20 protein-coding genes are annotated in these 26,271 nt (G+C 45.0%); 8 read left to right on the top strand and 12 right to left on the bottom strand.

The features are described 5' to 3' along the window. Positions 1–261 precede the first annotated feature (261 nt). Entirely contained in the window at positions 262–1,410 is a 1,149-nt protein-coding gene (locus tag WA381_RS19945) for an iron-containing alcohol dehydrogenase (protein WP_014975440.1), read from the top strand. On the opposite strand, the gene WA381_RS19940 is transcribed toward WA381_RS19945, so the two are convergent. The 7 genes from WA381_RS19940 to WA381_RS19910 all read right to left on the bottom strand — a co-directional run bounded on the left by WA381_RS19940 (position 1,407) and on the right by WA381_RS19910 (position 9,011). Continuing rightward, positions 1,407–2,174 carry a 3-keto-disaccharide hydrolase gene (locus WA381_RS19940; protein WP_014975439.1) on the bottom strand — a complete coding sequence of 256 codons (768 nt, stop codon included), beginning with the start codon at positions 2,172–2,174 and terminating at the stop codon, positions 1,407–1,409. The genes WA381_RS19945 and WA381_RS19940 overlap by 4 nt on opposite strands. 65 nt (positions 2,175–2,239) lie before the next feature. Next, the gene (locus WA381_RS19935; protein ID WP_014947966.1) at positions 2,240–2,857 is read right to left on the bottom strand and encodes a gluconate 2-dehydrogenase subunit 3 family protein; all 618 of its coding nucleotides are present in this window, start codon (positions 2,855–2,857) and stop codon (positions 2,240–2,242) included. Next, positions 2,857–4,542 carry a GMC oxidoreductase gene (locus WA381_RS19930; protein WP_014975438.1) on the bottom strand — a complete coding sequence of 562 codons (1,686 nt, stop codon included), beginning with the start codon at positions 4,540–4,542 and terminating at the stop codon, positions 2,857–2,859. The genes WA381_RS19935 and WA381_RS19930 overlap by 1 nt, the downstream gene beginning before the upstream one ends. A 44-nt stretch (positions 4,543–4,586) precedes the next feature. Then, positions 4,587–5,516, bottom strand: coding sequence for a hydroxypyruvate isomerase family protein (locus WA381_RS19925; RefSeq protein WP_014975437.1), 930 nt, complete (start codon positions 5,514–5,516; stop codon positions 4,587–4,589). Further along, complete coding sequence (locus WA381_RS19920; RefSeq protein WP_014975436.1) at positions 5,509–6,726, bottom strand: nucleoside permease; 1,218 nt, start codon at positions 6,724–6,726, stop codon at positions 5,509–5,511. Before WA381_RS19920 ends, WA381_RS19925 begins: the two co-directional genes overlap by 8 nt. 26 nt (positions 6,727–6,752) lie before the next feature. Continuing rightward, entirely contained in the window at positions 6,753–7,820 is a 1,068-nt protein-coding gene (locus WA381_RS19915) for a sugar phosphate isomerase/epimerase family protein (RefSeq protein ID WP_014975435.1), read from the bottom strand. Between the two features lie 36 nt (positions 7,821–7,856). After that, a complete protein-coding gene (locus WA381_RS19910; RefSeq protein WP_014975434.1) occupies positions 7,857–9,011 on the bottom strand; it encodes a Gfo/Idh/MocA family protein in 1,155 nt (384 codons plus the stop codon). Between the two features lie 376 nt (positions 9,012–9,387). On the opposite strand from WA381_RS19910, the gene WA381_RS19905 reads away from it, so the two are divergent. From WA381_RS19905 to WA381_RS19895, 3 genes are all read left to right on the top strand, one after another. Then, entirely contained in the window at positions 9,388–10,392 is a 1,005-nt protein-coding gene (locus tag WA381_RS19905; protein WP_012516940.1) for a LacI family DNA-binding transcriptional regulator, read from the top strand. 54 nt (positions 10,393–10,446) lie between these two features. Beyond that, positions 10,447–11,385, top strand: coding sequence for a sugar phosphate isomerase/epimerase family protein (locus WA381_RS19900; RefSeq protein ID WP_014975433.1), 939 nt, complete (start codon positions 10,447–10,449; stop codon positions 11,383–11,385). Between the two features lie 64 nt (positions 11,386–11,449). After that, positions 11,450–11,773, top strand: a complete 324-nt coding sequence (locus WA381_RS19895; protein ID WP_014947959.1) for a DUF3392 family protein — start codon at positions 11,450–11,452, stop codon at positions 11,771–11,773. A gap of 18 nt (positions 11,774–11,791) precedes the next feature. Here WA381_RS19895 and WA381_RS19890 read toward each other — a convergent pair whose 3' ends face one another. Beyond that, positions 11,792–15,661, bottom strand: coding sequence for a hybrid sensor histidine kinase/response regulator transcription factor (locus tag WA381_RS19890; protein ID WP_231506388.1), 3,870 nt, complete (start codon positions 15,659–15,661; stop codon positions 11,792–11,794). Between the two features lie 80 nt (positions 15,662–15,741). Between WA381_RS19890 and WA381_RS19885 the strand changes: the two genes are divergently transcribed. Next, positions 15,742–15,900, top strand: coding sequence for a hypothetical protein (locus WA381_RS19885; RefSeq protein WP_014978070.1), 159 nt, complete (start codon positions 15,742–15,744; stop codon positions 15,898–15,900). On the opposite strand, the gene WA381_RS19880 is transcribed toward WA381_RS19885, so the two are convergent. After that, positions 15,897–16,415, bottom strand: a complete 519-nt coding sequence (locus WA381_RS19880) for an HAD family hydrolase (protein WP_156085808.1) — start codon at positions 16,413–16,415, stop codon at positions 15,897–15,899. The two genes, WA381_RS19885 and WA381_RS19880, sit on opposite strands and share 4 nt — an antisense overlap. Before the next feature lie 281 nt (positions 16,416–16,696). Here WA381_RS19880 and WA381_RS19875 point away from each other — a divergent pair, with 281 nt between their 5' ends. Together WA381_RS19875 and WA381_RS19870 are read left to right on the top strand one after the other, a co-directional pair. Beyond that, the gene (locus WA381_RS19875; protein ID WP_156085807.1) at positions 16,697–17,590 is read left to right on the top strand and encodes a DMT family transporter; all 894 of its coding nucleotides are present in this window, start codon (positions 16,697–16,699) and stop codon (positions 17,588–17,590) included. 159 nt (positions 17,591–17,749) lie between these two features. After that, a complete protein-coding gene (locus WA381_RS19870; protein WP_156085806.1) occupies positions 17,750–19,549 on the top strand; it encodes a GGDEF domain-containing protein in 1,800 nt (599 codons plus the stop codon). A 71-nt stretch (positions 19,550–19,620) separates the two neighbouring features. On the opposite strand, the gene WA381_RS19865 is transcribed toward WA381_RS19870, so the two are convergent. The 3 genes from WA381_RS19865 to WA381_RS19855 all read right to left on the bottom strand — a co-directional run bounded on the left by WA381_RS19865 (position 19,621) and on the right by WA381_RS19855 (position 23,587). Beyond that, positions 19,621–21,144: a trehalase family glycosidase gene (locus tag WA381_RS19865; protein ID WP_156085805.1), complete on the bottom strand. Its 1,524-nt coding sequence runs from the start codon at positions 21,142–21,144 to the stop codon at positions 19,621–19,623. 2 nt (positions 21,145–21,146) lie between these two features. Further along, the gene (locus WA381_RS19860; protein ID WP_231506387.1) at positions 21,147–22,385 is read right to left on the bottom strand and encodes an MFS transporter; all 1,239 of its coding nucleotides are present in this window, start codon (positions 22,383–22,385) and stop codon (positions 21,147–21,149) included. A 167-nt stretch (positions 22,386–22,552) separates the two neighbouring features. After that, positions 22,553–23,587 (bottom strand): LacI family DNA-binding transcriptional regulator, encoded by a 1,035-nt coding sequence (locus tag WA381_RS19855; RefSeq protein ID WP_014947952.1) that lies wholly within the window; start codon positions 23,585–23,587, stop codon positions 22,553–22,555. 306 nt (positions 23,588–23,893) lie between these two features. Here WA381_RS19855 and WA381_RS19850 point away from each other — a divergent pair, with 306 nt between their 5' ends. Continuing rightward, positions 23,894–26,152 (top strand): TonB-dependent receptor, encoded by a 2,259-nt coding sequence (locus tag WA381_RS19850; protein WP_014947951.1) that lies wholly within the window; start codon positions 23,894–23,896, stop codon positions 26,150–26,152. Positions 26,153–26,271 lie beyond the last annotated feature (119 nt).

Here is a 26,271-nt window from a genome sequence, read left to right as displayed (position 1 = left end):
TACTTCAGGAGGCTTGCTGTTTTGCTTTTCCCCCGAAGCGGATGCGCATTTTAGGGAAATGAGCGCTCACGTCAACAAGTATTTTAAAAAAATCCTTATTTTTCGATCGTTTGCATAAACAATGTGCAATACGTTCATAAAAACCACTAATTCACCGCGCTTTTCACGATCTATAAGGTTAGTTAATTGGTAAGTCACGCTGTGTACTATAAATTAGTAAGACGATATTTGAACGTGTACGTGGATTATTGAGGGGTTTGCATGAAGGTTTCAGAATTCAAAACCGCAGGAAAACTCGTAACGGGTCTTGGCGCTATAAAAGCTCTCCCCGATGAAATGTCGAGATTATCTATAAAGGAATGTGCCATCGTTACTGACAAAGGCGTTTCTTCATCTGGTCTTCTTGATCAACTACTCACACTATTACCCTCTTCACCCTTACTTATTATTGATGACATTCCACCAGAGCCTGAAGTGAATATCATAGAAGATAAGTTAGCGATACTTCGTGAGAAGCAAGTAGACGGAATTATTGCTCTTGGTGGAGGTAGCGCTATTGATAGTGCAAAAGTACTTGCAGCTGCATACGATCATACTGGCCCCCTCAGTGAACTCTTCGGTGAAAATACGCTTTCAAAACGGCGTTTGCCTCTTATTGTTATCCCCACTACTGCCGGTACAGGTTCAGAAGTTACCAATATTGCTATCTTGTCAGATCCGATAGCACAGATGAAAAAAGGAATTGTTAGCCACTGCTTGCTACCCGATGTTGCGATCGTTGCACCTGAAATGACAAAAACATGCCCCCAGTCCATTACAGCAGCGAGCGGTATAGACGCATTCGTTCACGCGCTTGAAGCTTATATAAGTGTAAATGCTAGTCCGATAACCGACGCTCTGGCAGAGAATGCACTCAAGCTTATCTTCAATTCATTACTTCACGCTTATAACAATGGTGAGAACTTATCTGCACGTGAAGATATGGCCACCGGCAGTTTAATGGCGGGTCTTGCGTTTGGAAACGCAGGCGTAGGGGCAGTACATGCATTGGCTTATCCACTGGGGGGACGGTTTCATCTGTCACATGGCATGAGTAACGCGGTAATGTTACCTCATGTGTTGAAAGTAAATGCGCCGTTCTGCCAAGACAAACTTTATTGTGTGGCTAAGCTTTTAAAGGTATGTGAGCGCCACCACTCAAAAGAGGAAGCAATTAAACTATTATTAGTTGCTATAGAAAAACTGTGTCGCGATGTAGATATTCCCGCTTCGCTCACCCACTTCAATATTCCGCCTTCTTGTGTAGGTGAATTAGCAGAAGAGGCGAGTAAAGTAACTCGCCTTCTTCGCAATAATCCCAAGCAATTGAGTATTGAAGAGATTGAAGATATCTATCGGCTAGCTTTTTAAAGTGGTCTTACCCACATATTCTTAAAACTTACTAAGTTGCCGTGATCTTGTAATTGAAGCGGTGCGCATCCGTGAGCTTTGTACTTAGGCGCACCGATCCATTCTGTTGTACCTTGAATTTCAGTATGGTTCTGAACCACTACGCCGTTATGTATTACCGTAACATAGCCTTTCGTTGCTAGTTCTTCACCGTTAAAGGTTGGTGCTTTATATATGATGTCGTAAGTTTGCCATTCGCCAGGCGCCTTCATAGCGTTAACTAAAGGAATGGTTTGTTTATAAACACTTGCCGCTTGACCATTGGGATAGGTCTTATTCTGATATGAATCCAAGACTTGAATTTCATATCGCTGCTGCAGGAAGATACCGCTGTTATTGCGCTGCTGTCCTTCCATTCCCGCTTCTGGCTGCGGCGCTTTCCACTCTACGTGCAACTGTACATCACAAAACTCTGCTTTCGTTTTGATATCGCCTGTTCCCGGCTTCACAGTTAGTACACCGTTTTCTAGCGTCCACTTAGCCTCACCTTCCTTTACTGAAGTCCAGTTAGACAGGTCATCACCAATTAAAGAAATGGCATCAGAGGGCACGCCCGCCTTATCAAAAGAAACCACTTCAGGAACAGGCTCCCATACTTCCGTTTTAGCAGCCTGCTGTTCGCGGGTTAAACGCGATTCGCTTTTTTCAGTTTGTGCATCTGCTGTAGCACATGCACAAAGTGGCATGAGTAAAGCCACTGTTGAAGCGACGAATGTTTTATTCATAGTGTCAGTACCTTGTTTTATCCGTTATATAACTGTGTTGTGTTTGGCAGCTCGATAGCGCAGGCTCAGGTGGCCCACGCTTTGTCGCCCTTCTTGTAAGGGAATGCACCGTCGTAGCGTCCAGGAATAGCCACATAACGAAGCACTTTAGTCGCGCCAACTTGAGACGTGAAAAAGCAATAAAGTGTTAGCTGTTTTAATAGCGTAAAGTAGTGAGGGGTTGGCTCATCGGTACCTGGCTCCCACTGACTTGGCTTTCCTGTTTCAACGCCTTGATAAACACCGTTAGCAAGGTTCGCCGCTTTCGCTTCTACATCCAGGTCGTTAAATAAAGCCTCTCGTTCTTGCTTGGTAAGCTGAACAAATTGTTTGTTGAAACGACTTTGACTTAACGAAGATATTTTCTTAATGCCATCAAGAAAGGTCTTCTGAAGCAAAGGTGTGTAGCAATCGGTTACCAGCACAGCCATTGTGGCACCAACGTTAGCCGCTTTTGCTCCAGGCGTGTCAGTTTGAGGAATGATCACTTCACCCATTTCATTCAGCAAGGCCACATCTTTTTCATTAAACAATGTGTCGCTAAGCGGTACAGCGGGCACATCTGTGTAGGCAAGTACATTACCTGCGAACAATGCTGTGCCTGTAGCAGTAGCGATGAGTTTAAGTAGTTCTCGGCGTTCCATTATAGATTTCCTCGCTTTAACTCTTCTACGGCAAAGTCTGCGGCTCTTGCCGTTAATGCCATGTAGGTCAGTGAAGGGTTAACACAGCTGGCCGATGTCATTGCCGCACCATCGGTCACAAATACGTTCGGTGCATCCCACACTTGGTTATGCGCATTAAGCACAGAGCTTTTTGGGTCTCTTCCCATACGCGCCGTGCCCATTTCATGAATGCCCATGCCAGGTGCGTAGTCAGCATCCCAGCCTTGAACATTTTTAAGACCTGCTGCTTCAAACATCTCAATCGCGTCTTGCTGCATGTCCTTGCGCATCTTAAGCTCGTTTTCTTTAATCTCGACATCCATTGCGAGTACTGGTAAGCCCCATTTGTCGGTGACTTTTTTGTTCAAGTACACTTTGTTCTCGTGATACGGAAGAATTTCACCGAACGCTGTCATGCCTATTGTCCATGGACCAGGCTCGGTTATCGCATCTTTAAGTCCAGCACCTATACCAAGCTCAGCTATGTCTTTGCGCCAACCTGAACGGCTTGCGCCGCCTTGATAACCAAATCCACGCAGGTAGTCTCGTTTATCACTTCCCCAGTTTCTAAACCTTGGCACATAGAAGCCACTCGGTCTGCGACCGTAGGTATATTTGTCGTCAAAACCTTCAACTTCAGCTGAAGCACCGACTCTAAAGTGGTGATCCATAACGTTGTGACCCAACTCGCCGCTGCTGCTTCCTAAGCCACCGTCCCATACGTCTGTGGCAGAGTTCATCAGTACCCACGCCGAGTTAAGTGCTGACGCATTTACAAAGATGATCTTGCTTTTAAATATATAGGTCTCGTTGGTTTCTGCATCGATAATTTCAACGCCAGTCGCGCGCTTCTTGTCTTTGTCGAACAAGATCTCTTTTACTATCGAGAAAGGTCGAAGGGTTAAGTTACCTGTTTTAACCGCAGCTGGAAGCGTAGATGCTTGTGTACTGAAATAGCCACCGAAAGGACAACCCAACCAGCACTTATTGCGGTATTGGCAATGAACACGCCCTTCTTCGGGCTTGCTTTGTGTCATGTTTGAAGTGCGGCCATGCACCATGTGCCGCGCGCCTTCATAGGCCTTTTTCACCCGCGCCGCGACACTTTCCTCTACAATATTCATTGGCATTGGTGGCTGGTATACACCATCAGGCAATACATCTAAGCCATCGCGATTACCACTGATACCCGCGAATTTTTCTACGTAGTCATACCATGGCGCCAAATCGTCGTAGCGAATAGGCCAGTCGACAGCAATGCCTTCTTTAGCATTGGCTTCGAAATCTTCTTTGTTCAAACGGTAGCTTTGGCGTCCCCACAACAGTGAGCGTCCACCTACGTGGTAACCTCTGTACCAGTCGAAGCGCTTGTCTTCGGTATAAGGATTTTCTTTTTCATTTGCCCACATACCGTACGTTTTTTCATTTAGCGGGTAGTCGCGCTTAAGCACGGGATAATCCACTTTCATTGCTTGAGTAGGCAAGTCTCGGTGAGGAAAATCCCAATCTTCTTTGTGCGCATTTTTATAATCTTTAATGTGCTCGATATTTTGGCCACGTTCTAACATAAGCACTTTTAGGCCCTTCTCGGTTAGCTCCTTAGCAGCCCAACCGCCACTGATACCAGATCCAATAACTATTGCATCATATTCGTTACTCGCCATAACACGTCCTTAAAACTTAATTCGTCGCTGTGCCTGTTCGCACGTTACACATCACAGATATGGATCGCTTGTTGTAGCGACGCTATTCTGTTGGCTTTGGTTTTCGGTGTGGGTATAAACTCTTGTGCTAAGTAGCCTTTAAATCCGGTCTCGACAATGGCTTTAGCAATTGCTTCGTAATTGAGTTCTTGTGAAGCATCTATTTCGTGACGCCCAGGTACGCCGGCCGTATGGTAATGGCCAAAGTACTGATAGTTATCTCGAATAGTTCGGATGATATCTCCCTCATTAATTTGCATGTGGTAGATATCGTAAAGCAGTGAGAAGTGCTTAGAACCTAGGCGTTTGCAAAGTTCTATCGCCCATGCAGAATTGTCGGCCATGTAATCAGGGTGGTCGACTTTGCTGTTAAACAGCTCCATGAAAATCACTACGTTGCGTTTTTCAGCATGAGGTAAAATGCGTTTTAACCCTTTAACCGCATTTTCCAGTCCATCTTCTCGTGACATGCCTCGGGCATTGCCGCTAAAGCAGATAAGGTTTGTATAACCTGCATCAGCGACCAAATCGATGTGCTTTATATAACGCGCTTCTAGTTCGTCGTGGAGCTCACTGTGAATGAAGCCGTCTTCAAGACTTATCTCGGCGCCGTTACACATAGAAGAGTCGATGCCGTACTGCTTTAGCACAGGCCAATCTTCAGGGCCTACCAAGTCAATGGCTCCAAATCCTAATTGCTTAACGGTTTGGCACAACTCTTCAATGCTTAAATCGCCGTAGGTCCATCGGCTTACCGAATGGTTTACATTTCCTTTAAGCGGCGTATTCATGGTGTTGCTACCTTTCGTGCCGTTTGTACTCGCTATAGCAGGCATCGCAGTGGCTAAACCAGCTGCTGCTAACCCTGTTCCGGCAATGCCTGCCCCTGTCATAGCCATACCTTGAAGTAATTTTCTGCGGGTAATGTTATGCATCTGCGTTCACCTTTTCCTTTCTGAACAGAAAGGCGAATAGCACTAACACAACCGCGGCAAACCCTGCTGGGAATAACCAGACCTGCTGCCAACTGTGCGCACCGGTTTCCATCGTGTAGGTGTCGGTAATTGCGCCTGCCACTGCAAAGCCCACCAGCATACCTACCCCATATGTCGCTAAGGTAATTAGCCCCTGCGCTGCACTTTTTACGCTTTCTCCCGCCTTTGCATTGGTATAGATTTGCCCTGATACAAAGAAGAAGTCGTAACAAATACCGTGCAGTGCAATACCAACAATAAGCATGAACAAACCTTCGTCAGCGTTTCCGAATGCGAACAGTGCATAACGAACAACCCACGCCGCCATACCTATCACCAACGTGGCTTTAATACCGAAACGGTTCAAAAATACCGGCAGAGCCAACATGAACAACACTTCGGAAACTTGACCTAGTGTCATTTTGCCCGTTGCATTTTCAACGCCTATTTCAGTAAGGAATGGGTTCGCATTCTGGTAGTAAAACGCCAGTGGAATACAAATAAGTACAGATGAAAGAAAGAATACAAAGAAGTTTTTGTCTTTTAACAGTGCCAACGCGTCCAAGCCAAGAATATCGCGAATAGTTACCGCTTTACCGCTAGATTGAGGTGGCGTATTTGGCAGTGTAAAACTGAATACGCCCAACATTAGCGAGGCAACGCTGCACAATAAGAACGTGTTTTTGAGCATACCATCGGCAATAGACTGTGCAGAATCCCATGAGAAGACATAGCTAATCATAAGGCCTGCCACAATCCAGCCGATAGTGCCCCACACACGAACTTTTCCGAACTCTTTTGACGGGTCGACCATTTGTCCGAATGACACTGAGTTAACCAAAGCAAGCGTAGGCATGTATGCAATCATGTATGCCAACACATAAGGGTAAAAGCTGGCGAAATCATTCGCTTGGTACATACAGTACATAAGCACGGCGCCAACAATATGTAGTAAGCCGAGGATCTTTTCTGCATTAAAGAACCGGTCAGCAATAAGGCCCACAATAAAGGGGGCAATGATGGCGCCCCAACTTTGGGTTGAGAAAGCCATGCCGATTTGTCCACCGTTGGCAGACAGGGTATTTGATAGATACGTGCCTAATGTTACAAACCAGCCTCCCCAAATGAAGAACTGGAGGAACATCATCAAACTAAGGCGTAGGGTTATCATAGTTATTGTTATCCTATTGATGGCGCTTAGCGCTCAAGGCCTAAAATACGATTATTCTTCGCTTCGCTAACGTCTCCACCAGCAAAGTCGTCAAACGCATATTTGCTTGGCTCGATAACGTGTGAAGCGATAAACGGTGCGCCTTCTGCCGCGCCTTGCGCACTGTCTTTTAAGCAGCATTCCCACTCTAGTACTGCCCAGCCCGTGAAGCCATACTGGGTAAGCTTGCTGAAAATACCTTTGAAGTCGACTTGGCCGTCGCCAAGGGAACGAAAACGTCCCGCGCGGTCTTGCCAGTCTTGATAGCCGCCGTACACACCGTTTCTACCGTTCGGATTGAATTCGGCGTCTTTGACGTGAAACATTTTGATCCGGCTGTGGTAGCGGTCAATGAAGTCAAGGTAGTCAAGCTGCTGTAAAACAAAGTGACTTGGATCGAAAAGAATATTTGCTCGTGGGTGGTTATCTACCGCTTTTAAAAACTGTTCGAACGAAGCTCCATCGTGCAAGTCTTCCCCAGGGTGAATTTCGTAGCATACGTCAACACCCGCATCGTCGAATGCATCGAGAATGGGTTTCCAACGCTTGGCTAGTTCAGCAAAGCCTTGCTCGACCAAGCCAGCAGGACGCTGAGGCCACGGGTAAACCAAGTGCCACATTAATGCACCAGAAAAGGTAGCGTGAGCTTTCAATCCCAAACGTTTACTGGCAATAGCCGCACATTTGAGCTGATTAATTGCCCATTCGGTTCGCTCTTGTGGCTTGCCGTGTAAGTGTGCCGGCGCAAAGTTATCAAATAACTCGTCGTAAGCGGGGTGAACCGCCACTAGCTGACCTTGTAAGTGCGTAGAAAGCTCAGTGATTTCTACCCCTGCGTCTTTACAAATTTTAGCAATGTTGTCGCAGTACTCTTGGCTCTCGGCTGCTTTTTCTAAATCAAACAGACTAGGGTCAGTAGGTACCTGTATTCCCTTGTAACCAAGCGACGCTGCCCACTTCGCCATATTTTCGAGCGTATCGAACGGCGCTTCTTTTCCCATGAACTGAGCAAGGAAGATAGCCGGCCCTTTTATAGGTTGTTGATTAGTAGCCATAAGCGCTCACCTTTTTCATTGTATGTTTTAATTGCATTACTGCGTTCCTTCCTGACTGACCGACTCCCATTTAGTGTCGCTGTCAGTACTGGCAAGCATGGCATCTATAAATACCATTCCGCGTATGCCTGAATTTATTCCTGGAACGCCATCAGCTTTGCCTTTTTGATTCGCGCGTACCGCTTTAGCAAAATCGGTATACAAGTTTGCCATTGCTTCTAAGTAGCCCTCTGGGTGGCCAGCTGGAACACGGCAACGTGCAGATGCAGCATCACATAACCCAACTTGACCTTGGCCGGCTCTAAACACTTGATAAGGGGCATCAACAGGGCGATAGATAACGGAGTTTGGCTCCATTTGACGCCACTCTAAACCGCCCTTGTCACCGTAGACGCGGATCTTCAACGCGTTTTCTTCACCAGCACAAACCTGTGAAGCAATCAGCACGCCCGACGCACCCTTCTTAGTTTTAATAAGCGCGGCGCCGTCGTCATCTAAACGACGCCCTTCAACATGGGTGTTTAACTCGCCACATAACGAGGTAACACTGTCGTTTAATACAAACTCAACAAGTCCAAAGGCATGAGTGCCGATGTCGCCCATTGCGCCCGTTGCGCCAGAAATTGCTGGATCGGTACGCCACTGCGCTTGCTTATTGTGCGTTTCTTCTTCGCCAGACAACCAGCCTTGCGGATACTCAACATACACTTTTCGAATCTTGCCCAGCTTACCGCTTTCAACGAGATGACGTGCTTGCCAAACCATAGGATAACCAAGGTAGGTATGAGCCAAGCCGTATAGCGATTCACTGGCGTGAATAACATCTTGAAGCTCTTTTACTTCTGCAAAGCTAATGCCTGCTGGTTTTTCACAGAAAACATGAAAGCCCGCCTTAATTGCGGCAAGTGAAATAGGTACGTGAAGATGATTAGGCGTTACGATAACCACAACCTGCATGCGCTGCTGTTCAGGTAATTTGGCTTCTTCTTCTAACATTGACTGCCAGCTGTCGTATGTACGCGATGTTGATACGTTCAATGCAGAAGCAGTACGCGTATTATTTTCTTCGTTGCGGCTAAATGCGCCGCACACCAACTGGTAGTTCCCATCTAACCCTGCGGCATGACGATGCACGGCACCGATAAACGCGCCTTCCCCGCCTCCGATCATTCCCATTCGAATTGGTTGCATTGAAATTCCTCTGTGTGCAAACGCACTATTGGTGTTACTAATGCCACAAAATGTAACCCGTTACATTTTAATGGTCAATACAAAAAACAGCATTTTGTTAATCTAAAGTTTACAAATGGCGAGGTAATACCGGGGCTTTACTACCTTTAACCGCCTATTCCTGCACCAAATTTGAACATAACACTAGCTCAAATTTACATAAATCCTACAAATAACCTTTGACGTTTTAATGAAAGTGCGTATTCTTTTGCTTAAAATGAAAACGGTTACATATTAATTTCACGTAAATTTTGAATTCGCTACCATCGTATAGACCACACCTCTACTGGGTTAGGTTTACAATGCGCGAGTGAATTAACAAACAACAATAACGTAAATGGCAAATATTAGAGATGTAGCAGATAGTGCCGGCGTGTCGGTCGCTACCGTATCAAGAACATTGCAACAACCTGAGCGTGTTTCTCCTAAAACGCGCAATAAGGTGATGGCCGCTGTTCAGGCAGTTGGATATAAACCTAACTTAATGGCAGTTAAGTTTCGTTCGGGAAAAACGCACAATTTAGTGGTGCTGGTGCCTACGGTAGCGAACGTATTTTTTGCCCGTGTTATTAGCGGTATGCAGGAAGCGGCAGCCGAACTGGGCTATTCCATTTTACTTGCCAATACGCTTGGTAATAGTGAAATAGAAAGCCATTACGCCAAGATGGTAAGTACTTCTCAGGCTGATGGGCTTATACAGTTACGTGCGCACAACCCATTTGATGCCACGATGATCAACGACAATGGCCTGCTTCCCATGGTGAATGCCTGTGAGGTGATTGACGATGGCCAATATCCTGTTGTGTCGTTAGACAACCGTGCTGCAGCCAAAGCAATGACCGAGCACTTAATTTCATTAGGCCATACCCGTATAGCCATGATCAAAGGTCCTAATTCAAGTCCGCTTACCCAAGAACGCTTGGTTGGATATAAAGACGCATTAGCGCAAGCCAATATTGCCTTTGATGAGAGCTTGTTGTTCCCGGGGGATTTTACATTACAGGCCGGATACAACGCAGGGGAAACCATTAGTCACCTTGAAAGTAGACCCACCGCCGTATTTTGTGAGAACGACGAAACGGCTATTGGTGCCATGCAAGCCTTCAAGCAAGCCAACCTACATGTTCCTAATGACATATCGGTGGCAGGTTTCGATGACATTGCGTTTTCAGCATTTGTGGATCCACCGCTAACCACTATTGCCCAACCTGCAGAAGAATTTGGTAGAACGGCGGTTACGCTACTGGTGGACCTTCTTAACGGAAAAATTCGCAAGGCCCCCAAAGTTATTATGCCGTTTGAACTTATTGTGCGAGAGAGCACGGGCAAAGCTTTGGGTTAATTGATGATAGCAATGCGTCATCACCAATGTACCACTACAGAAAAGGAGCAAGCAGTGAATTTAAGTAAAACAAACTTAAGTAAGACAGCAATTTTAGACGCGGCCAGTAATATTGGCTCTGGCGTTTCAAGACGACAGTTCATTAAATATTCATCTGGTTTACTGGCGGCTATGAGCACTCCTGCTGTTTTGGCGCACGGGCATGGTAGTGATAAAGGAGCTATGATGAAGGGCATGCACAAAAGTGCTGTTGGTCTGCAGCTTTACACGCTTAGAGATATTATGAAAGTAAGTGTGCCGGCTACGCTTAAACTGGTCGCTGATGTTGGTTATTCGGAAATGGAATTTGCAGGCTACTTTGACCATAGCGCAAAGGAAATTAAGCAACTGCTTGATGACAATGGCCTAACTGCGCCTTCGGCTCATATTCAGTTAGACGCGTTCGATACTAACCTGACACAAATTTTAGATAACGCACAAACCGTTGGTCACAAGTACTTGGTAGTTCCTTGGCTTAGCGAAGCCCAGCGTGGTACGGGAATTGCGCCATACCAAGCCCTTGCCGATAAGCTAAATACCATTGGCGAAGCGTGTAAGAAGGAAGGTATTACTCTTGCCTACCACAACCACGATTTTGAATTTGAAGTACGCGACGGTAAGACACCATTAGACGTGCTTATAACTCAGACCGACCCAGACCTTGTTGCCATGGAACTGGATTTATACTGGACGGTAAAAGCAGGTAAAAACCCCGTTGATTACTTTAAGCAGTACCCAGGCCGCTTTAAACTTTGGCATGTAAAAGATTTGGCTGAAGACGGCAGTTTTGCTGATGTGGGCACAGGCACGATTAACTTTAAAGAGATATTCGCGCACGGCAAGTTAGCCGGTATTGAACATAAATTTGTAGAGCGCGATCAAACCACCGACCGCATTGCCACTATTGAGCAAGGCTTTAAAGCAGTAAGCGCACTTAATAAAGGCGTTAGCTAACGCTTTTGACCTTACCGTGGTTATAATGGGCACACAATAAAAACGTCATAATAGTAGTAATTTTATGAGTGAACTTTTCAGTGCCCTTTCTCGCGCCCTAAGCCCCTATTACACCGAAATGAGCATTATGCTTATGGCCACTATTCTAGTGGTGTACGGCGACCTGATTAACGGCCATGTAAAACGCATACTGGCACCTTACCATTTCACCATTCGCGTTAGTTTGTTTGTAGTGCTGTGTGCCTTTGGCTATGGCGCACTAACTTTGTACGGCGCACCGTTCTTAAAACACACCCTAGCCTACTTGCCTTGGCAGTACCAAGGTGCAGGCTATGTGGCATCGTTTCTATTGATAGGCTTTTTGGCGGAGAGACGTAGGTACATTTAGTTCTTTTAGATACTACCTTTACGCTACTGTTTTATTGTATTGCTCCACAAACTTTTTGGGTGGTAAGCTCATAACCTTTTTAAAGGACGTCGAAAAATAAGCTGCGGTGCCGAAGCCAACGTCTAGGCAGGTATCTAGAATGCTATTTCCCTCTAACAGTAACGGAATAGACTTTTCGATTCTGAAGCGTGAAAGAAACTCGCTGAAGTTGTATTCAAACAACTCTGACATTCTTCGGTTCAAACTTCTAGGACTTATCAATAACTGCGAGGCAGCTTGGTCTCTATTGAATGATTCATTGTGGTAGTTCTTTTCCAATACTGCGATAAAGTTCAAAAAGAACGCCATATCCTTTTCGTTATCAAACTCGGGGATTTTCAAGCATCCAAATTTAAATGCAGGCTCTTCGCTTTCCTCTTCCTCGCGCTCTTTTGCCTCTCTGACCGACAATAAATGCTCAACCCTAAGAGTAATTTCCTCTTTTGATGCAGGTTTTGCCAAGAAGTAGTCCACTTTTTCTTCTAGCGCTGATTTTTCTAATTCAGTTCCGGTTTCCGCAGTAAACATCAATATGGGAATACTGGCATAGCTGACATTACCGCGAATTTCTCTTATTAAACTCAGCCCGTCCATTTCGTGCATCATTTGATCTGTGATAACTAGATCGACAAGGTAATGCTGCATAACATCTAACGCCTGCACACCATTTCGCGCAACTAAACAGCGATATTTGCTAGAAAACAAATCAAATAGATAAGAGCGGAACTCTCTGCTGTCATCAACTATTAATAGTGATTTCTTGTTCGATTTGGCATTTGCGGGTGACAATTTTTCAGCATGCGAATTTACATACTCAATATCATCAATGGGTAACGTTACGGTAACTTTAGTTCCAATGCCTTTTTGACTCTCTAACGCAATGTCGCCCTGGTTCAGTTCAACTAAGGTTTTCACCATTGCTAAGCCAACACCATGACCTTCATGCTCACTGCTCCCTTTAGTGAATCGCTCGAATACTTTTTTGTGAAAGTGCTCATCAATTCCTTCTCCGTCATCACTAACGATAACTTTAAGCACTTTACTATCTTGTATAGCGGCTACTTTTATTGTGCCAAGTTCTGGTGTGAACTTAATTGCATTTTGAATTAGATTTGCCAGGATTTTCTCTAAGCTGTCGTTAATGAGCGAAATTTCTTTTTTCCCTTTAATACGTAACTCTAAATTCTGCCGCTTCTGCTTGGCTAATGGCTCTAGCGATAGGACGATAAACTTTATGTTATCTGACGAGTAGGATCTGTAGTAGTCGGCTGCCGCCAAGGCTTTAGGGACATCTTGACTCATTTGATTAATCAACTGTTCGACCCTTTTCATATTGTCCTGAACACATATCAGTTCTTTGCTCGCTGCATGAGCTGTTTTGGATATGCCTTCTAACGATCCATTGATGAGCTGAATTGGGGTGCGAAGTTCGTGGGTGATTTCGTTAATGAAGCGTTCTTTGCTGCGAAGCATCTTTTCAAATTTAGAGTGCCCGTCGGTTATTTCGTAGCGGGTAAGATGGTTGTAGAGTTTAGTAGTTTTAAAGTAGCCCCATACCTTGCTCAGATAATTGAGCTTGTATGCGATAATGAGACTTAAAGTAATAGTGAGATAAATCCAAAAAGCAAACCTTTGAAAGTATATCGGTGGCTTTACTTCAAACGCTAATGTAGATATAGGGTTTCCGGCTCCCATCACCCTCGCTTGAAACTCATAGCTTCCAGACCTAAGATCCGACAATGTGAGAAAGGCTTGTGATTGGGGATGCACGCTCCACTCATCGTCTATTCCTAGAATTCTGTACTCTAGTTTTTGAGTTTCATTCTCTGAAAAACTGTTAGTTCTAAAGTCCACTGCAAATGCATCAAAATCACTTTCTAGCATTATGGGGTTAGAGAGACCCCCAGTTGTTTGAAGCATTTTGTGAGATTTCGAATCTTTAGCAGCCCAGTCGATACGGGTAAAAACAACTCTACTCTTAATATTTTCTTTGGCCTTCATAGCCAGAATGGCTTTCTTCTCAGAGATTACATATGAGTACTTGTCACCGAGGACAATTATGCGATCTCCCAGTTCTTGTATTCCACGGTATTCAAAGTCAGTATCAAATATCCCATCATTTTCATTGAAAGAAATTAAGTTACCGTCTGACGTTACAACAAAGAGCCCCATGTTTGATAAGAACCATAAGTTATCATTTGTGCTTAACAGAGCTCCCCTGATAAATCTTGCACCTGTATCTTCGAGTAGACTAGATGAAGCTATCTCTCCTGTACGCTTGTTGATAGATTTTATTCCCTGCCCTGAAGTACAGAGTAAGAAAGTGTTCTCCAGTTCAATTAAGCAAGTCAGTCCAACCCACTTGCCTTCATCAGGAGAAATTGACTTCCAGTTAAATTTGGACATCTGGATATGAAAATAACTATTGGTATCGAATCCTGCGATTTCACCAGAGGCAGTCAAAACCGAAGTGATCATGTTTTGAGGGGCAGGTATTTTATCGACTATCACACCTCTATCAATAATGTTATAAAACGCATTCTCCCCAGAGTCATGGTATACATAAGAATGGGAAACAGAGTTACTAGTGATGTGTGAATACTCAGAACTGCAGAAGTCGTAGCCAGAAACTGTATTTGTAAATTCCGTACTAATTTCGTTCAACAATTCATCTATACAACTATTATTCTCCCAAAAACTAAATGGCTTTACCTCCCCTGTTTTCAAATCAATGAGAAAGTCTTGGTCTTTTGTGCCTACGGCATACCCAAAATCATTGCTGGTGCCAAATGATTTAATGTTCTTTCTAAAGACCTGGCCATTTTGATGGACAAGATTTATAGCTTCATGTGAGTGAGAAATAGAAACAAGCCCTAGCTGAGAAGACGCTATTAATAATTCTCCCGACGGTAATTCTGCAATTTTTACAATGCTTTTTATTCCATCGGAAGTTATCAAAGGTGACATAAAGTCAGGTTTGATTATTAGTCCTTCTTTGATTTCGAATAGGCCTCCTGCTGCGACATATAACCTACCTAATTCTGAAACATAAACATCTGAAATAGAGCTGGATGAACTTGGAATTTTGAACGGATAAAATCGCTTTTCGTTAGTTGACATGTCCCAAGCATAAACTCCTTCTTTTCCACCTATATGAACTATAGAGTCATACGCTGAGACTGCGTCAACTGAAGAGAGAGCGGTCAAGGAATTGTCAACCGCTATCAACTCACTGACCTTCCTGTCAGGATCAACTATCACTAATCCGTCTTTAGACGCTAAGAAGACCAGACCGCTCTTTGATACCGAGAGCGATAAGACTCTTTCTACGTTTCCGACACCAACATTTGATGCCCAACTTTGTAGCTCACCCGTCGCAATGTCTACAACGATAATGCCGCTTATCAAAGAAACAACAACATAGTGTTCCAAGACTCCTATCTTCCATGCATATTTGGGCCACTTGCTTTCGTGATGAAAACTTTCTGCTAGACCAGTACCCACATTAAACTTGTAAACCCCTACTCCAAATTCAACTATCCATAGTGTTTCTTTCCCATCAAAATAAAGATCAGAAACCGTACCACGGGTGCTGAGAGTCGAACCATAACTTACCCTCTCTGACTGTCCTCCCAAGTACTTAAACACACCATTTTCAGATGCAATATAAACAGCATCACCAACTACTTCGATGTCTCTTATGATACCTGCGGGAATACCTGCGAACTTAGTTTTACCATTTAATGTAACGCCGAGAGCTCTAGCATCATTTGAAATAATGAGACAGAAAAACATCAATATTGCGCCAAACACGAAAAAGTGCTTAATGAATCTCTTTTCTGTCTTCAATCGCAAATCCATATGTCAGTAGCCTTGTTAACCTTTCTGCGCTTTTTAGCAATTTGAAATTAATTGAAAAGGAATTAACTATGAGTATCGAACAAAATATGAACATGCAAGAGCTAAGAGAAGAAGAGTATACTAAAGTATATGCGGGCATCGGAAACCCTTGCTTTGTAGAAGAAGAATTGATGACGATCTTACCCGAAGTACCGACTCCACCTTCAGGGCATAAAATTGATCTCTAAACCAAAAACCATCTCATCCCAGCATTCTCGGCGGCTTGCTGGTCATAAATAAAGTCGCCTACATACAGGCAGTCTTCAGGTTGAAGCTGCCATGTGTTCGCCACCATCAATAAGGCGGATGGGTCGGGTTTGGCCGGGGCATCTTCGCGGGTTAGCACGTAGTCGATGGGAATGCTGTTATTTGCTACCTTAATGGCGGTGGCTTGGCGGCAGTTGCGGGTAACTATTGCCATGGGTAGTTTGTGTGCCTGCACCTTTTCTACCATGGCTTTGCCAATGGGTAACCACTTCGCATTTTGCGCATCGTCTAGTTCATGCTGTAATATAGCTCGGTGTGCATTCGCTTGGGCTTCGGCGCAGCTTAGGGCATTAACAAAGGTAAGAATGTCTTCGTTTTGTGGGCAGCCTACATCGGCGCGCATTTGCGTGAAGTTAAGGCTAGACTCTACCAAGGTGCCGTCTAAATCGAATATTACACCTTTAATGCCGGTTAAATTCATCTGCTCTACGCTCACGCTTTTCTCGTCCTTTTACTTCACTGTTATTCTTAAAGTTTGGTTAACGCCCACTTAATTAAGTACAGCGCTTAACTTACTCACGAATCTTACCACCAACATAATGCCACGAATGCCCTTAGCCTTCTGTTACGTTTGCTTAAGGCTTCAATATATTTAGTTAAAAACTACTGATGTGATTTAAGTTTACCCCGCCCACACCTTGCATTAGCATAGCCGCTCTTTTTGGCAAGCTACTTATTTGCCCCAGCGTTTTTGGGCAAAGTTATAACAGGTAATGTATGGGTGTTTTTGCTGCGCTAGGTACAGCGCTTTGTTGGGCAATTGCTGCGCGTTTATTCCGTGAAACGGGTAACGCATTTTCGCCGCTTACCATGAACTTTTGGAAGGGGCTTATTTCTATTGCCATTTTGGCAGTGGTTTTAGTAGTGGTTCAGCCAACGGGGCTTAGTACTCATGCTGTTTTGTGGTTATTGCTTAGCGGGCTTATTGGTATAGGCATTGGCGACACCTGCTTTTTTAAAGCCTTACAAAGCATTGGCGATAGCCAAGCGGTGCTGGTCGCCGAAACCCTTGCGCCTTTATTCACTGCCCTTTTTGCTATGGCGTTTATTGGCGAATGGATTACCTGGCAGCAGTGGGTTGGCGTTGCAGTAGTACTATTTTCGGTAGATATGGTTATAAAGGTACGCAAACGCAGCACTACACACGTGTTTGCAACCAGTGGCTATTTGTATGGTGTGGGCGCGGCGTTATGTCAGGCGGTTGGTGCCGTAGTTAGCCGCGACATTTTAAGTGCCGGTGAAATTGACGCTGCCAGCGCTGCGTTCTTACGATTAATTGGCGGTATGATCTTTGTGGTGCCATTTATAGCCATAACCAAAACGCGCTACATGCCCGTTATTAACTACCAAAGCAACAGTGGAAAACGTGTATGGCCTGCTTTTGTGTTAGCCACGTTACTTGGCACTACTGCCGCTATTTACCTACAAATGTTTGCATTCGCTTATGCGAAAGCGGCCGTGGTTCAAACCCTTATTGCTACAAGCGCATTAATGTCGCTAGGGGTTGCATGGGTACTTGGTGAACGGGCGACTAAAGCAACTATTGTATGGTCTGCCGTTGCCTTGGTTGGAGTAGCTATATTGGTTAGTTTTGGTTCGCCTACCCATTAGCAATGTAGGGTAAATACCTAACACATGCTTATATAGCCCAACGTTTTAGAGAATAGTAGACGCATTAAGATACAAAAAATACGTAACTTTTAGGTGCCCCGTGTAGTAGTTCTAGGCTCAAATCGATATTATGAAGAAAAAACAAAAACGTTATTTCTCATGTTTCAAAGGTTATCTTTAACAGTATTCTCTTTTTTGAGCGTTGCGCTAGCTTCTTTTGCCGCGTTGGCAAACGACAATATCGATGCCGTTATCGAAAAGGTACGCACGCCTTCGTATGATTGCCCTAATCAGTCTCTACTTCCAGAACTTGAAAACACACTTGCGCTTGAGTCACTTACATCACAACAACGTTTTGCCTTAACCGTAGCCAAAGGGCAGTTTCTAATTTGCCGTGGCAAGTACGAAGAAGCTGAAACTATGCTGCTTAAAGCCATTATGCAAAGCAATATTGATCAAAGCTCTTATGCGTTTGCATCGGCTATTTATCAAATTGGCTTTTCTTATGACGCCAGAGAAAACCCTGCACGCTGTAAGTACTACCAACAAGCCCAAGAACTATCATCGCCCGAGCGCCACAGCGATATCTTTACCAGCTCTTCTTTAGGCCTTATTAACTACTGTTCAGAAACCACTTCACCTGAAATAAGATTAGGTAAGATGTTTGGTGTGCTTAAGCGTTATTCAAACGACGGCAGCCCCGGTGAGTTAGCGCATATTCACAACGCAATTGGTTTACTATATGGCGATTTAGAGCAACATGCCTTAGCAGCAGAGCAATATCTAAAAGCACATGAAATGGGCTTGCTTGTATATGAAGGCAGTAATAAGGTAAGTATTCTTATCAGCGCCATTGTGTCATTGCTAAGCAGCGGTCAAACTGAGCGCGCCTACCAAAGCATTCTAGAACTAGGTGTACTCAATAGCGAAATAGACACACCGCTAACCAACTTCTTGTATCAGTATGCACTGTCTATTTACTATAGAAAAACAGAAAACTACAACCGACTTACCTACACCCTTCCCGATTTAGAAAAAGCGTCTTCGAACATCTCGAGTTCGTTAGGCGAGCTTCTTGTTAACTGGCACAAAGCTGAGATTTGCTTACATGACAACGATCTCACCTGTATTAAGCAATATATATCAGGTATTGAAGCGTTAAATGATGACGCGATACCGCCGGTCTTTCGTTCAAATTTGGATTACCTTAGCTTCAACGTATCCATGTATATCGCACTGGAGGACTTAGCTAAGGCGAAAGAAGCGCACGAGATTTATTCTAAAGAAGTGACTAAGCGCCGTGAAGTTACTCAAGACTCGGCCTTAATTATTGGTGCAGCTAACTTGTATACCCGCATTTATGATTTGGAATCTGCGATTGAACAAGCGGAACAGCAACGAAAGAACACGCTGTATACCGCTATTGTTATTTTTCTTCTGGTAAGTGGTATTACTGGCTACGTACTTCGTAGAAAACACCTTGCGCGCAAAGCCATCGATCCCGTTACTCTGCTGCTTAATGCGAATTCGGCGATAGCCCGCATTAACAAGCTTGATGCGCCGAAAAAAGGCCGAGCCATTGCCATTGCTATCTTCGACATTAGTAACCTGCGTGAAATAACGCGGAAAATGGGGTCAACAAAAGGTGATTTAGTATTACGACAAATTGCACAAACTCTTCAAAATGTTACCCGCGGTAACGATATTCTAGGGCGATTTGGTACCGAGCAATTTATTTTATGTCTGCACAATATTGAAGAACGAAGTGCGCGACAGTTTTTCGATCGCGTACAGAACGCGTTAGACAATACCTTTGAAAACGATGCCACTTCCGACCATATCGTGGTTGAGTCGCAGATGAGCGTATTTATTGCTAACGAGAAAATTACTGGGCTAAACGACATACTCGATGATATTGCCATGTCGATTGATATGGGTAACCGCTCAGGCAACAATTAATATCTACACTACCAAAAAACGCGCGGCCCGTTGTTACGGTACCGCGCGTATTTGTTTTAACCGAAGTTTGTTTACTGGTTCAGATATGTCTGAAAACGGGTATACACGCCATTGGTCCACCCGAAACCTAGCTGTACGTCGTATTCACCGCCACCTGCTTTTATTTCCGGTTCGCACACATTGTACTTTTCAAGTAGCACACCGCTTGATGCAAAGTGACGCTCAATGGTTTTACAAAAGCGCAGCATGATGGTTTGAGCCTGCATTTCAAACCCATAGTTGCGCAGCCCTTCAACAGCAAACAGTTGAAGCGGTGCCCAGCCATTTGGCGCATCCCATTGTTGCGACGTCGCGTTTGAAGTGGTTACCACGCCACCTTCTTTTAACAAGGAGTTCATTACCGCGGCACGCACTCCCTCTGCCTGTTGTTCATTTGCGATACCAACGAACAACGGCACACACATAGCCGCTGACACTACATCGGTTTGAGTTTGTGTGGGGAAGTGGTAGTCAAAATAGCCCGCCTTTTCAGCATTAAATAAATAGGTGTTTATTGCGTTAATTCGCGCTGTAGATGCCGCACTGTAGCGCGCTTGCTCGGCACCTTTAGTCACGCTTGCCAGAGTCTGTTCAAGCGTGACTAAAAGCGCATTTAAATCTACGGGAATTATTTCAGTTGTACGAATACTTGCTAGTGAATTGGGATTAGCTAGCCAGCGCGAACTAAAGTCCCAACCCGATTCGCAAGCCGCGCGAACATGCTGGTAAAACTGACTTTTGTCAGCGCCTATGTGCTCTGCTGTTTCTATGTCTTCTCGATAAGACTCAGGGCGAGGCGTAGGCTCGGTGTCGAAGTAACGATTAAGTGTAGCACCACACGGCATGGTAACCGTGCGCAGTTGTGCTGCGCCCTTCTGTGACGCGTTCTCGCCCGCTTCATTCATCCAAAACTGGTATTCTTTCTTTAAGCCCCAGATAACGTATTCTTTTTGCTGGTCGCTTAGTGCGTCTTTAAGCAAATTATAAAACAACGCCAAAATAGGAGGCTGACTGCGAGAGTAATAATAGGCGCGGTTGCCATTAGGAATGCAGCCTACTTCATTTAAAATATCTACAAAGTTCACCAACATGTTAATTGCCATGTCGGTGCGCCCCGCGTCAATTAGACCTAACGCGGTAAAATATGTATCCCAGTAATAGATTTCGCGAAAGCGTCCACCCGGCACTATGTATGGGCGGGTAAGCGCTATTAAGCTGTCTTTCTGCTCAGTGTCGGGGGTACGCGTTAGCACCTGCCACATATGCTCAATATAATCGGCTACATTTTCAAACTTGGTTTGCGATGTTGCGCTAATCATTTCTGGAGTATCGAAATGGGTATTAACAAACGTAGCTAAGTCTACTGCTTCGCCGCTTTTCTCAGCATCTAAACACGCTTGTTCATAAGCCGCTAAAACGGTATTGAGATCGGTTTTAACAATAGCGTCAGCGAAGGTTTTGCTGTCTGGGAATAGCTGTGCCATTTGCACATGTTTAAACAGGTCGCTGGCAAAAAACGACAAGCTGTCGCGCCAGTTGTGTGAAGAAGAACTCATAGTTACTGCGCACCTTTAGGCGATAGAGAAGAAGACGCTCGTTTAAAGAAGAATAGGGTTACCACTAATGCACCGATTGGAATAAGCGATAGATAAAATGCTTGTTGGCCCCCTACTGCGTCGAAAATAAATCCAGTCACGATAGAACCTGTGGTTCCCCCAAGAGCCGAAAATACCACAATTAGCCCTGTCATAGGTGCATGTTGATGTTGAGGTAGCGCGCTTAGCATTACCGAGTTTAATACGGGGTAAATAGGCGCCATCATCAATCCAATTAATGGAATAAGGAACGCAGCTATTGGTGCATCAGCCCAGCTGGCTATTGTGCTGTCAGCCACGTTTTCGGCAAGCGGTAAGCTTAGTAGCATTACCGTAGCCATACCCGCCAAACAGATATTTAAGAGGGGATACCAGTTCATTCGCGTAAGTACTGCGCCCGCAGTTAAGCGCCCAACGGCCAGCGCTATCGCAAAGATACTGGTTATTTGAATGCTGACTTGAGTAGGTAAGCCCAGCACCTCTTTGTTAAAAGTTGGCAGCCACGAACCTATGCCCTGCTCTATTAACACGTATAAGAAAATAGAGAAGATAAACACCAGCACTAAAGGCTTATACGCCAATTTCAGCATGCTGAAGAACTCGCTTGCAAGGCCTTCTGATTGCGCTTTTTCCACAGGCTTTATAGGAGCCAATGCCACAACGATTAACGTAAAACCAACCAGCGCAGCTAGTAAGTAGTAAACGTTCAGCCAAGATAAAGAAGCATCGTTATTGGGGTCGATAAACCCAGCGAACACCCAGTAGCCAGACAACACGCCCAACATAAAAATACCTTCAATGGTGTTCATTAGCGATGAGTGCGCTTTAGTGGTAGACGACAGCTGCCCAATAATGGCGTACACCGACACTTTCACTAGCGCAAATGCAGTACCTATGCAGGCAAACAACACTTTAATGAACCAGAAACTTGCGATAGAAGGCGTCAGCGCACAGGCAACGGCCACTAATGCTAACCCAAGTAACATTGAAAGCTTGTAGCCAACTCTTGGAATGAAGCTGGCCACTAGGAACGAGACAATAGCAATAGAGAGATCTTTAAAGCCTTCTAGTGTGCTTGCATCTGGCTTACTAATGTCGAAGCTATTGATCGATTGCAGAATAACAGTCCCCACGCTGTTAAGTAGTATGGCAAATACGTAGTAGCTAATGGCAATGGCTGCAATGACCATGAATCGGGACATGTGTAAACACTCTGTTAACTGAATTATGCAGGAGTGTAGTCGTAAGAAAATAAAAATGCAAACGTTTGCAAAACGCTTTTATTTTTTCGTTAGAGCTCGATATCGACACCCTGTTACCGTTAAATAATAGCGTTTATGCGTTAAAAAGCTGATAAAAAAGCGAAATATTAGTCGCTGTGCTGCGTAGAGCGACGGGCAATTAAGGTTGTTTCCACTACCTGGCTTTCTGTAGGTTTGTTTTCAAACTGGTTTAATAGCTGCGTAACCATCTCTATTGCGGCTTGCTGAGTATTCTGACGCACCGTTGTTAACGACGGGTGCATAAGTTCAGCTAAAGAAATATCGTCGTAACCCACAATGCCTACATCGCTTGGAATACCTACATAGCGCTCTTTTAACGCTTTTAACGCGCCTAATGCCACCATATCACTTACACAAACGATCCCGTCGAAATCTAACCCATTCGCCTTTATACGCTCGTTAATGTATTGGTATGCTGCTTTCGACGTAATATCGATGGCGCAGGTGCACTGCGTGTCTATTGGCACATTCGCATCGCGGTGGGCTTGCGAATATCCTTTGTGACGTTCCTGCATTTCCGCGTGTTCAGAATCTCCAAGAAACAAGATGCGTTTGGCGCCGTGGCTCAGCAAATGCTGGGTTGCCGTATAGCCACCCAGATAGTTGTCGCCGCCAATAATGGGATATGGTGCGTCTGTTTTTGCATCGCCCCACACTACAATGGGAATGCCCGACTGTGCTGCTCGGTCGATTTTGGCCGTGGATTTTCCTTGCCCAATGACAATAATGCCGTCGGCACGCTGGCTGCGAATAAAGTAGTTCGCCCAATCGTCAGATGCCATAAATGAGTTAGACAGCAGTAGCTCGTAGCCTTTGGCATTTAGCGCTTGATTTAGCTCTCCCACCAGCTTAAGCAGGAATGGGTCTGTGGTGCTTTGTTCGGTGTTGTCGATTAGATTTAAAATCACCGCTATCACGTGAGTTTTCTGCGTTCTTAAGCGGCTAGCGGCCGCGTTAATACTAAAATTGTGCTCTTTAGCTAGTGCCTGAATTCTGCTTCGGGTTTCCTGCTTAATAAGCGGGTTGTCTTTCAGTGCCCGTGATGCTGTCGATGTTGATACACCAGCAATATCAGCCAGCTTCGCTAAGGTGAGTTTTGTTTCAGAAACCAATGTGACCATTCTCTAATAATTTTCGGTATACCGGGTTACCCGTGATAGCACTACAAAATATAAGCGTAAAACCGCTACCTAAACCGGATAAATCGTCGACTCTACAGCCGAATTCACAATATAGCGCGAATCGTCTTGGCGTAAAACCATGTTAACAACAATAAACAAAAAATTTGCAAACGATTGCATTTTATTCTTGCAATCGTTTGCAAACAGATCTATTTTGTTTCGCAATCGTGATGCGTATAACAATTTTTAAACCTGTTTAACGCATTCAGTTAACAACGCAATAGAACATTTTCGGGAGCACACACCATGAAAACGTTGTTTACAAAAGGAATGCTGGCGAGTGCAGTAGCGGTAGCACTAACGCAGCCTGCCATGGCACAAGAAGACGTAAAACAACAAGCGAAAGACAACGCAGAGATCATTGTTGTCAGCGGTACGCCAGGCGGCGCAGGGATTAGAAAGATTGACGCAAGCTTCGCGGTAACCAACATCGACGCTAGCGACATTGAAAAATTGGCACCTAAGTCTACGGCCGATTTGTTTAAGGCCATTCCAGGTGTTTGGGTTGAAAGCTCAGGCGGTGAGTCTGGCGCGAACGTATTTGTGCGTGGTTTTCCAGGTGGTGGCGATGCGCCGTTCTTAACGATTGCGCTTGAGAACTCTCCTATCTACCCTGCACCTACGCTATCTTTCCTTGAGAACTCTCAGCTGTTTCGCATAGACGATACCATTGAAATGGTTGAAGGCTTACGCGGTGGTCCAAACCCAGTAGTAAGCAACGGTCAACCTGGTCTTACAACAAACTTCCGCCTTAAACGTGGTGGCGAGTCGACAGAAGCGTCAGCGAAGTACACTATCTCTGACTACGGCCTAAACCGCATTGACGTGGTTGCAAGCGGCGCACTAGATGACGACTTGTACTACATGGTAGGTGGCTACATTAAGAGCTCAGAAGGTATTCGTGATGCCGGCTTTAACTCTGAGCAGGGTAACCAGTTCACCGTAAACATCACTAAAGTTTTCGAAAAAGGCGAGCTTAACCTTTATACCCGTCAAACTGACGATCGCGGTACTTGGTACTTACCTACACCTTTAAACGTTGAAGGTATCGACGCAAACTATACGCAAATTGGTCCATTGAATCGCCAAGGCACCATTACGTATGGCCCTAACGATACCACTGAGTCATTCGACTTTGGCGAAGGTCGTGGATGGGACGGACACGTAAGTGGCGGTAGCATTAAGCTTGACTTAGGCAACGACTGGCAGCTAGTTGACCGCTTTAACCTTACCAAAGGTGAAGCCAATACTTTTGGTCTTGTACCGAATGGTTCTGCAACTACCGTTGCAAATGTTGCCGACAATGGCGAATCAGCCACTGGTGCAGTAACTGGCACAGTGTATGACGGTGATACGCCTATTCAGCAAATCGGTCGTTGGGTAGTACTTAAAGATATTGAAGCTTTCACTAACGACCTTGCTGTGTCGAAAAGCTGGGAAGACTTCGATACATCATTTGGTATTTACAGTGCATCAACCAAAGCTAATGACTGGTGGAGCATTGGTAACACGGCTTACCACGTGTTGCAGCCAGGCGGCGAATTGTTAGACGGGATCGAATGTAACACCGACGCACAAGGCTGCGATTGGAACTACGACATCAGCTCTGTAGGTGATGCAAGCACGTTCGCACTTTATGCAACGGGTACGTGGTACGCAACCACAGACCTGAGCATCGACTTAGGACTACGCCGTGAAAATCACGAAGTGAACTATTCGGTAGATGAAGATCTTGACGGCAAAATAACTAAAGCGCTTGAGTACGACGAAACCAAAACGTCGTGGACAGTGGGCGCAAATTACGCGCTTAATGACACCAGCGGTGTATTCGTTCGCATGAACCGAGGCTATAAAATGCCTTACTTCGACGACTTCAGAGACAACTGGGGTGCCTACACTGGCGGTAACGACTTGATTCAAGAAGTTACTCAAGGCGAGCTTGGCTATAAGTTCATGAATGACAGCATCCAGTTCTTTGCGACTGCATTCGCAAACGAAGTAAAAGGCGATACGTTTGTACGCCGTCCGGGCGCACCGGCTGAAATTCTTACTAACGAAGCTTACGGTATAGAACTTGACGGTCGCTATAGCCACGATTCAGGCTTCTCGTTGAGCGTGAACGGAACTATTCAGGAAACTGAAATTACTGCCAGCGCCAATAACGAAGGCAATGAATCTCAGCGTCAGCCTGGTTGGCAAGTACGTGTAACACCAAGCTACGGCTTCGATATCGGCGATATGTATGCCACGGTATACGGTACATTATCAGCGGTTGATGATCGCTTTGGTAACAACGAAAACACAGTTGTACTAGAGGGATACGAGAAGATTGATGTAGGTCTAACGCTAGAGCCAACTGAATCACTTCGTCTTCAGTTCTCTGTTGATAACCTGACCGACGAACAAGGTATTACCGAGGGTGACCCACGTAATCCAGATTCACCAAACGGCCGCTACATTATGCCTCGTAGCATGAAGCTTAGCGTTTCTTACTTGTTCTTCTAAGAACAAAAAGCGCAAATCTAAAAATAAAGCCGGCCTTAGTGCCTAATGCTAGTCAGTTAAGCTGACTGGCTTTTTTCTTTGTGGGGTATTTAGTCGGTCTTTTCCTCACAACTCGTGGA

It is taken from the genome of Alteromonas sp. CH_MED4-4 (assembly GCF_037029575.1).
Lineage (GTDB): Bacteria > Pseudomonadota > Gammaproteobacteria > Enterobacterales > Alteromonadaceae > Alteromonas > Alteromonas macleodii.
This window is presented reverse-complemented; position numbering and strand designations above follow the sequence as displayed.

Bases quoted from the DNA above. Each gene is read 5' to 3' on its own strand.
- WA381_RS19930 (WP_014975438.1), bottom strand. From the start codon at position 4,542: ATGGCGAGTAACGAATATGATGCAATAGTTATTGGATCTGGTATCAGT.
- WA381_RS19940 (WP_014975439.1), bottom strand. From the start codon at position 2,174: ATGAATAAAACATTCGTCGCTTCAACAGTGGCTTTACTCATGCCACTT.
- WA381_RS19855 (WP_014947952.1), bottom strand. From the start codon at position 23,587: ATGGTCACATTGGTTTCTGAAACAAAACTCACCTTAGCGAAGCTGGCT.
- WA381_RS19895 (WP_014947959.1), top strand. From the start codon at position 11,450: ATGAGTGAACTTTTCAGTGCCCTTTCTCGCGCCCTAAGCCCCTATTAC.
- WA381_RS19935 (WP_014947966.1), bottom strand. From the start codon at position 2,857: ATGGAACGCCGAGAACTACTTAAACTCATCGCTACTGCTACAGGCACA.
- WA381_RS19885 (WP_014978070.1), top strand. From the start codon at position 15,742: ATGAGTATCGAACAAAATATGAACATGCAAGAGCTAAGAGAAGAAGAG.
- WA381_RS19860 (WP_231506387.1), bottom strand. From the start codon at position 22,385: ATGTCCCGATTCATGGTCATTGCAGCCATTGCCATTAGCTACTACGTA.
- WA381_RS19870 (WP_156085806.1), top strand. From the start codon at position 17,750: ATGTTTCAAAGGTTATCTTTAACAGTATTCTCTTTTTTGAGCGTTGCG.
- WA381_RS19875 (WP_156085807.1), top strand. From the start codon at position 16,697: ATGGGTGTTTTTGCTGCGCTAGGTACAGCGCTTTGTTGGGCAATTGCT.
- WA381_RS19850 (WP_014947951.1), top strand. From the start codon at position 23,894: ATGAAAACGTTGTTTACAAAAGGAATGCTGGCGAGTGCAGTAGCGGTA.
- WA381_RS19945 (WP_014975440.1), top strand. From the start codon at position 262: ATGAAGGTTTCAGAATTCAAAACCGCAGGAAAACTCGTAACGGGTCTT.
- WA381_RS19925 (WP_014975437.1), bottom strand. From the start codon at position 5,516: ATGCATAACATTACCCGCAGAAAATTACTTCAAGGTATGGCTATGACA.
- WA381_RS19905 (WP_012516940.1), top strand. From the start codon at position 9,388: ATGGCAAATATTAGAGATGTAGCAGATAGTGCCGGCGTGTCGGTCGCT.
- WA381_RS19910 (WP_014975434.1), bottom strand. From the start codon at position 9,011: ATGCAACCAATTCGAATGGGAATGATCGGAGGCGGGGAAGGCGCGTTT.
- WA381_RS19920 (WP_014975436.1), bottom strand. From the start codon at position 6,726: ATGATAACCCTACGCCTTAGTTTGATGATGTTCCTCCAGTTCTTCATT.
- WA381_RS19915 (WP_014975435.1), bottom strand. From the start codon at position 7,820: ATGGCTACTAATCAACAACCTATAAAAGGGCCGGCTATCTTCCTTGCT.
- WA381_RS19865 (WP_156085805.1), bottom strand. From the start codon at position 21,144: ATGAGTTCTTCTTCACACAACTGGCGCGACAGCTTGTCGTTTTTTGCC.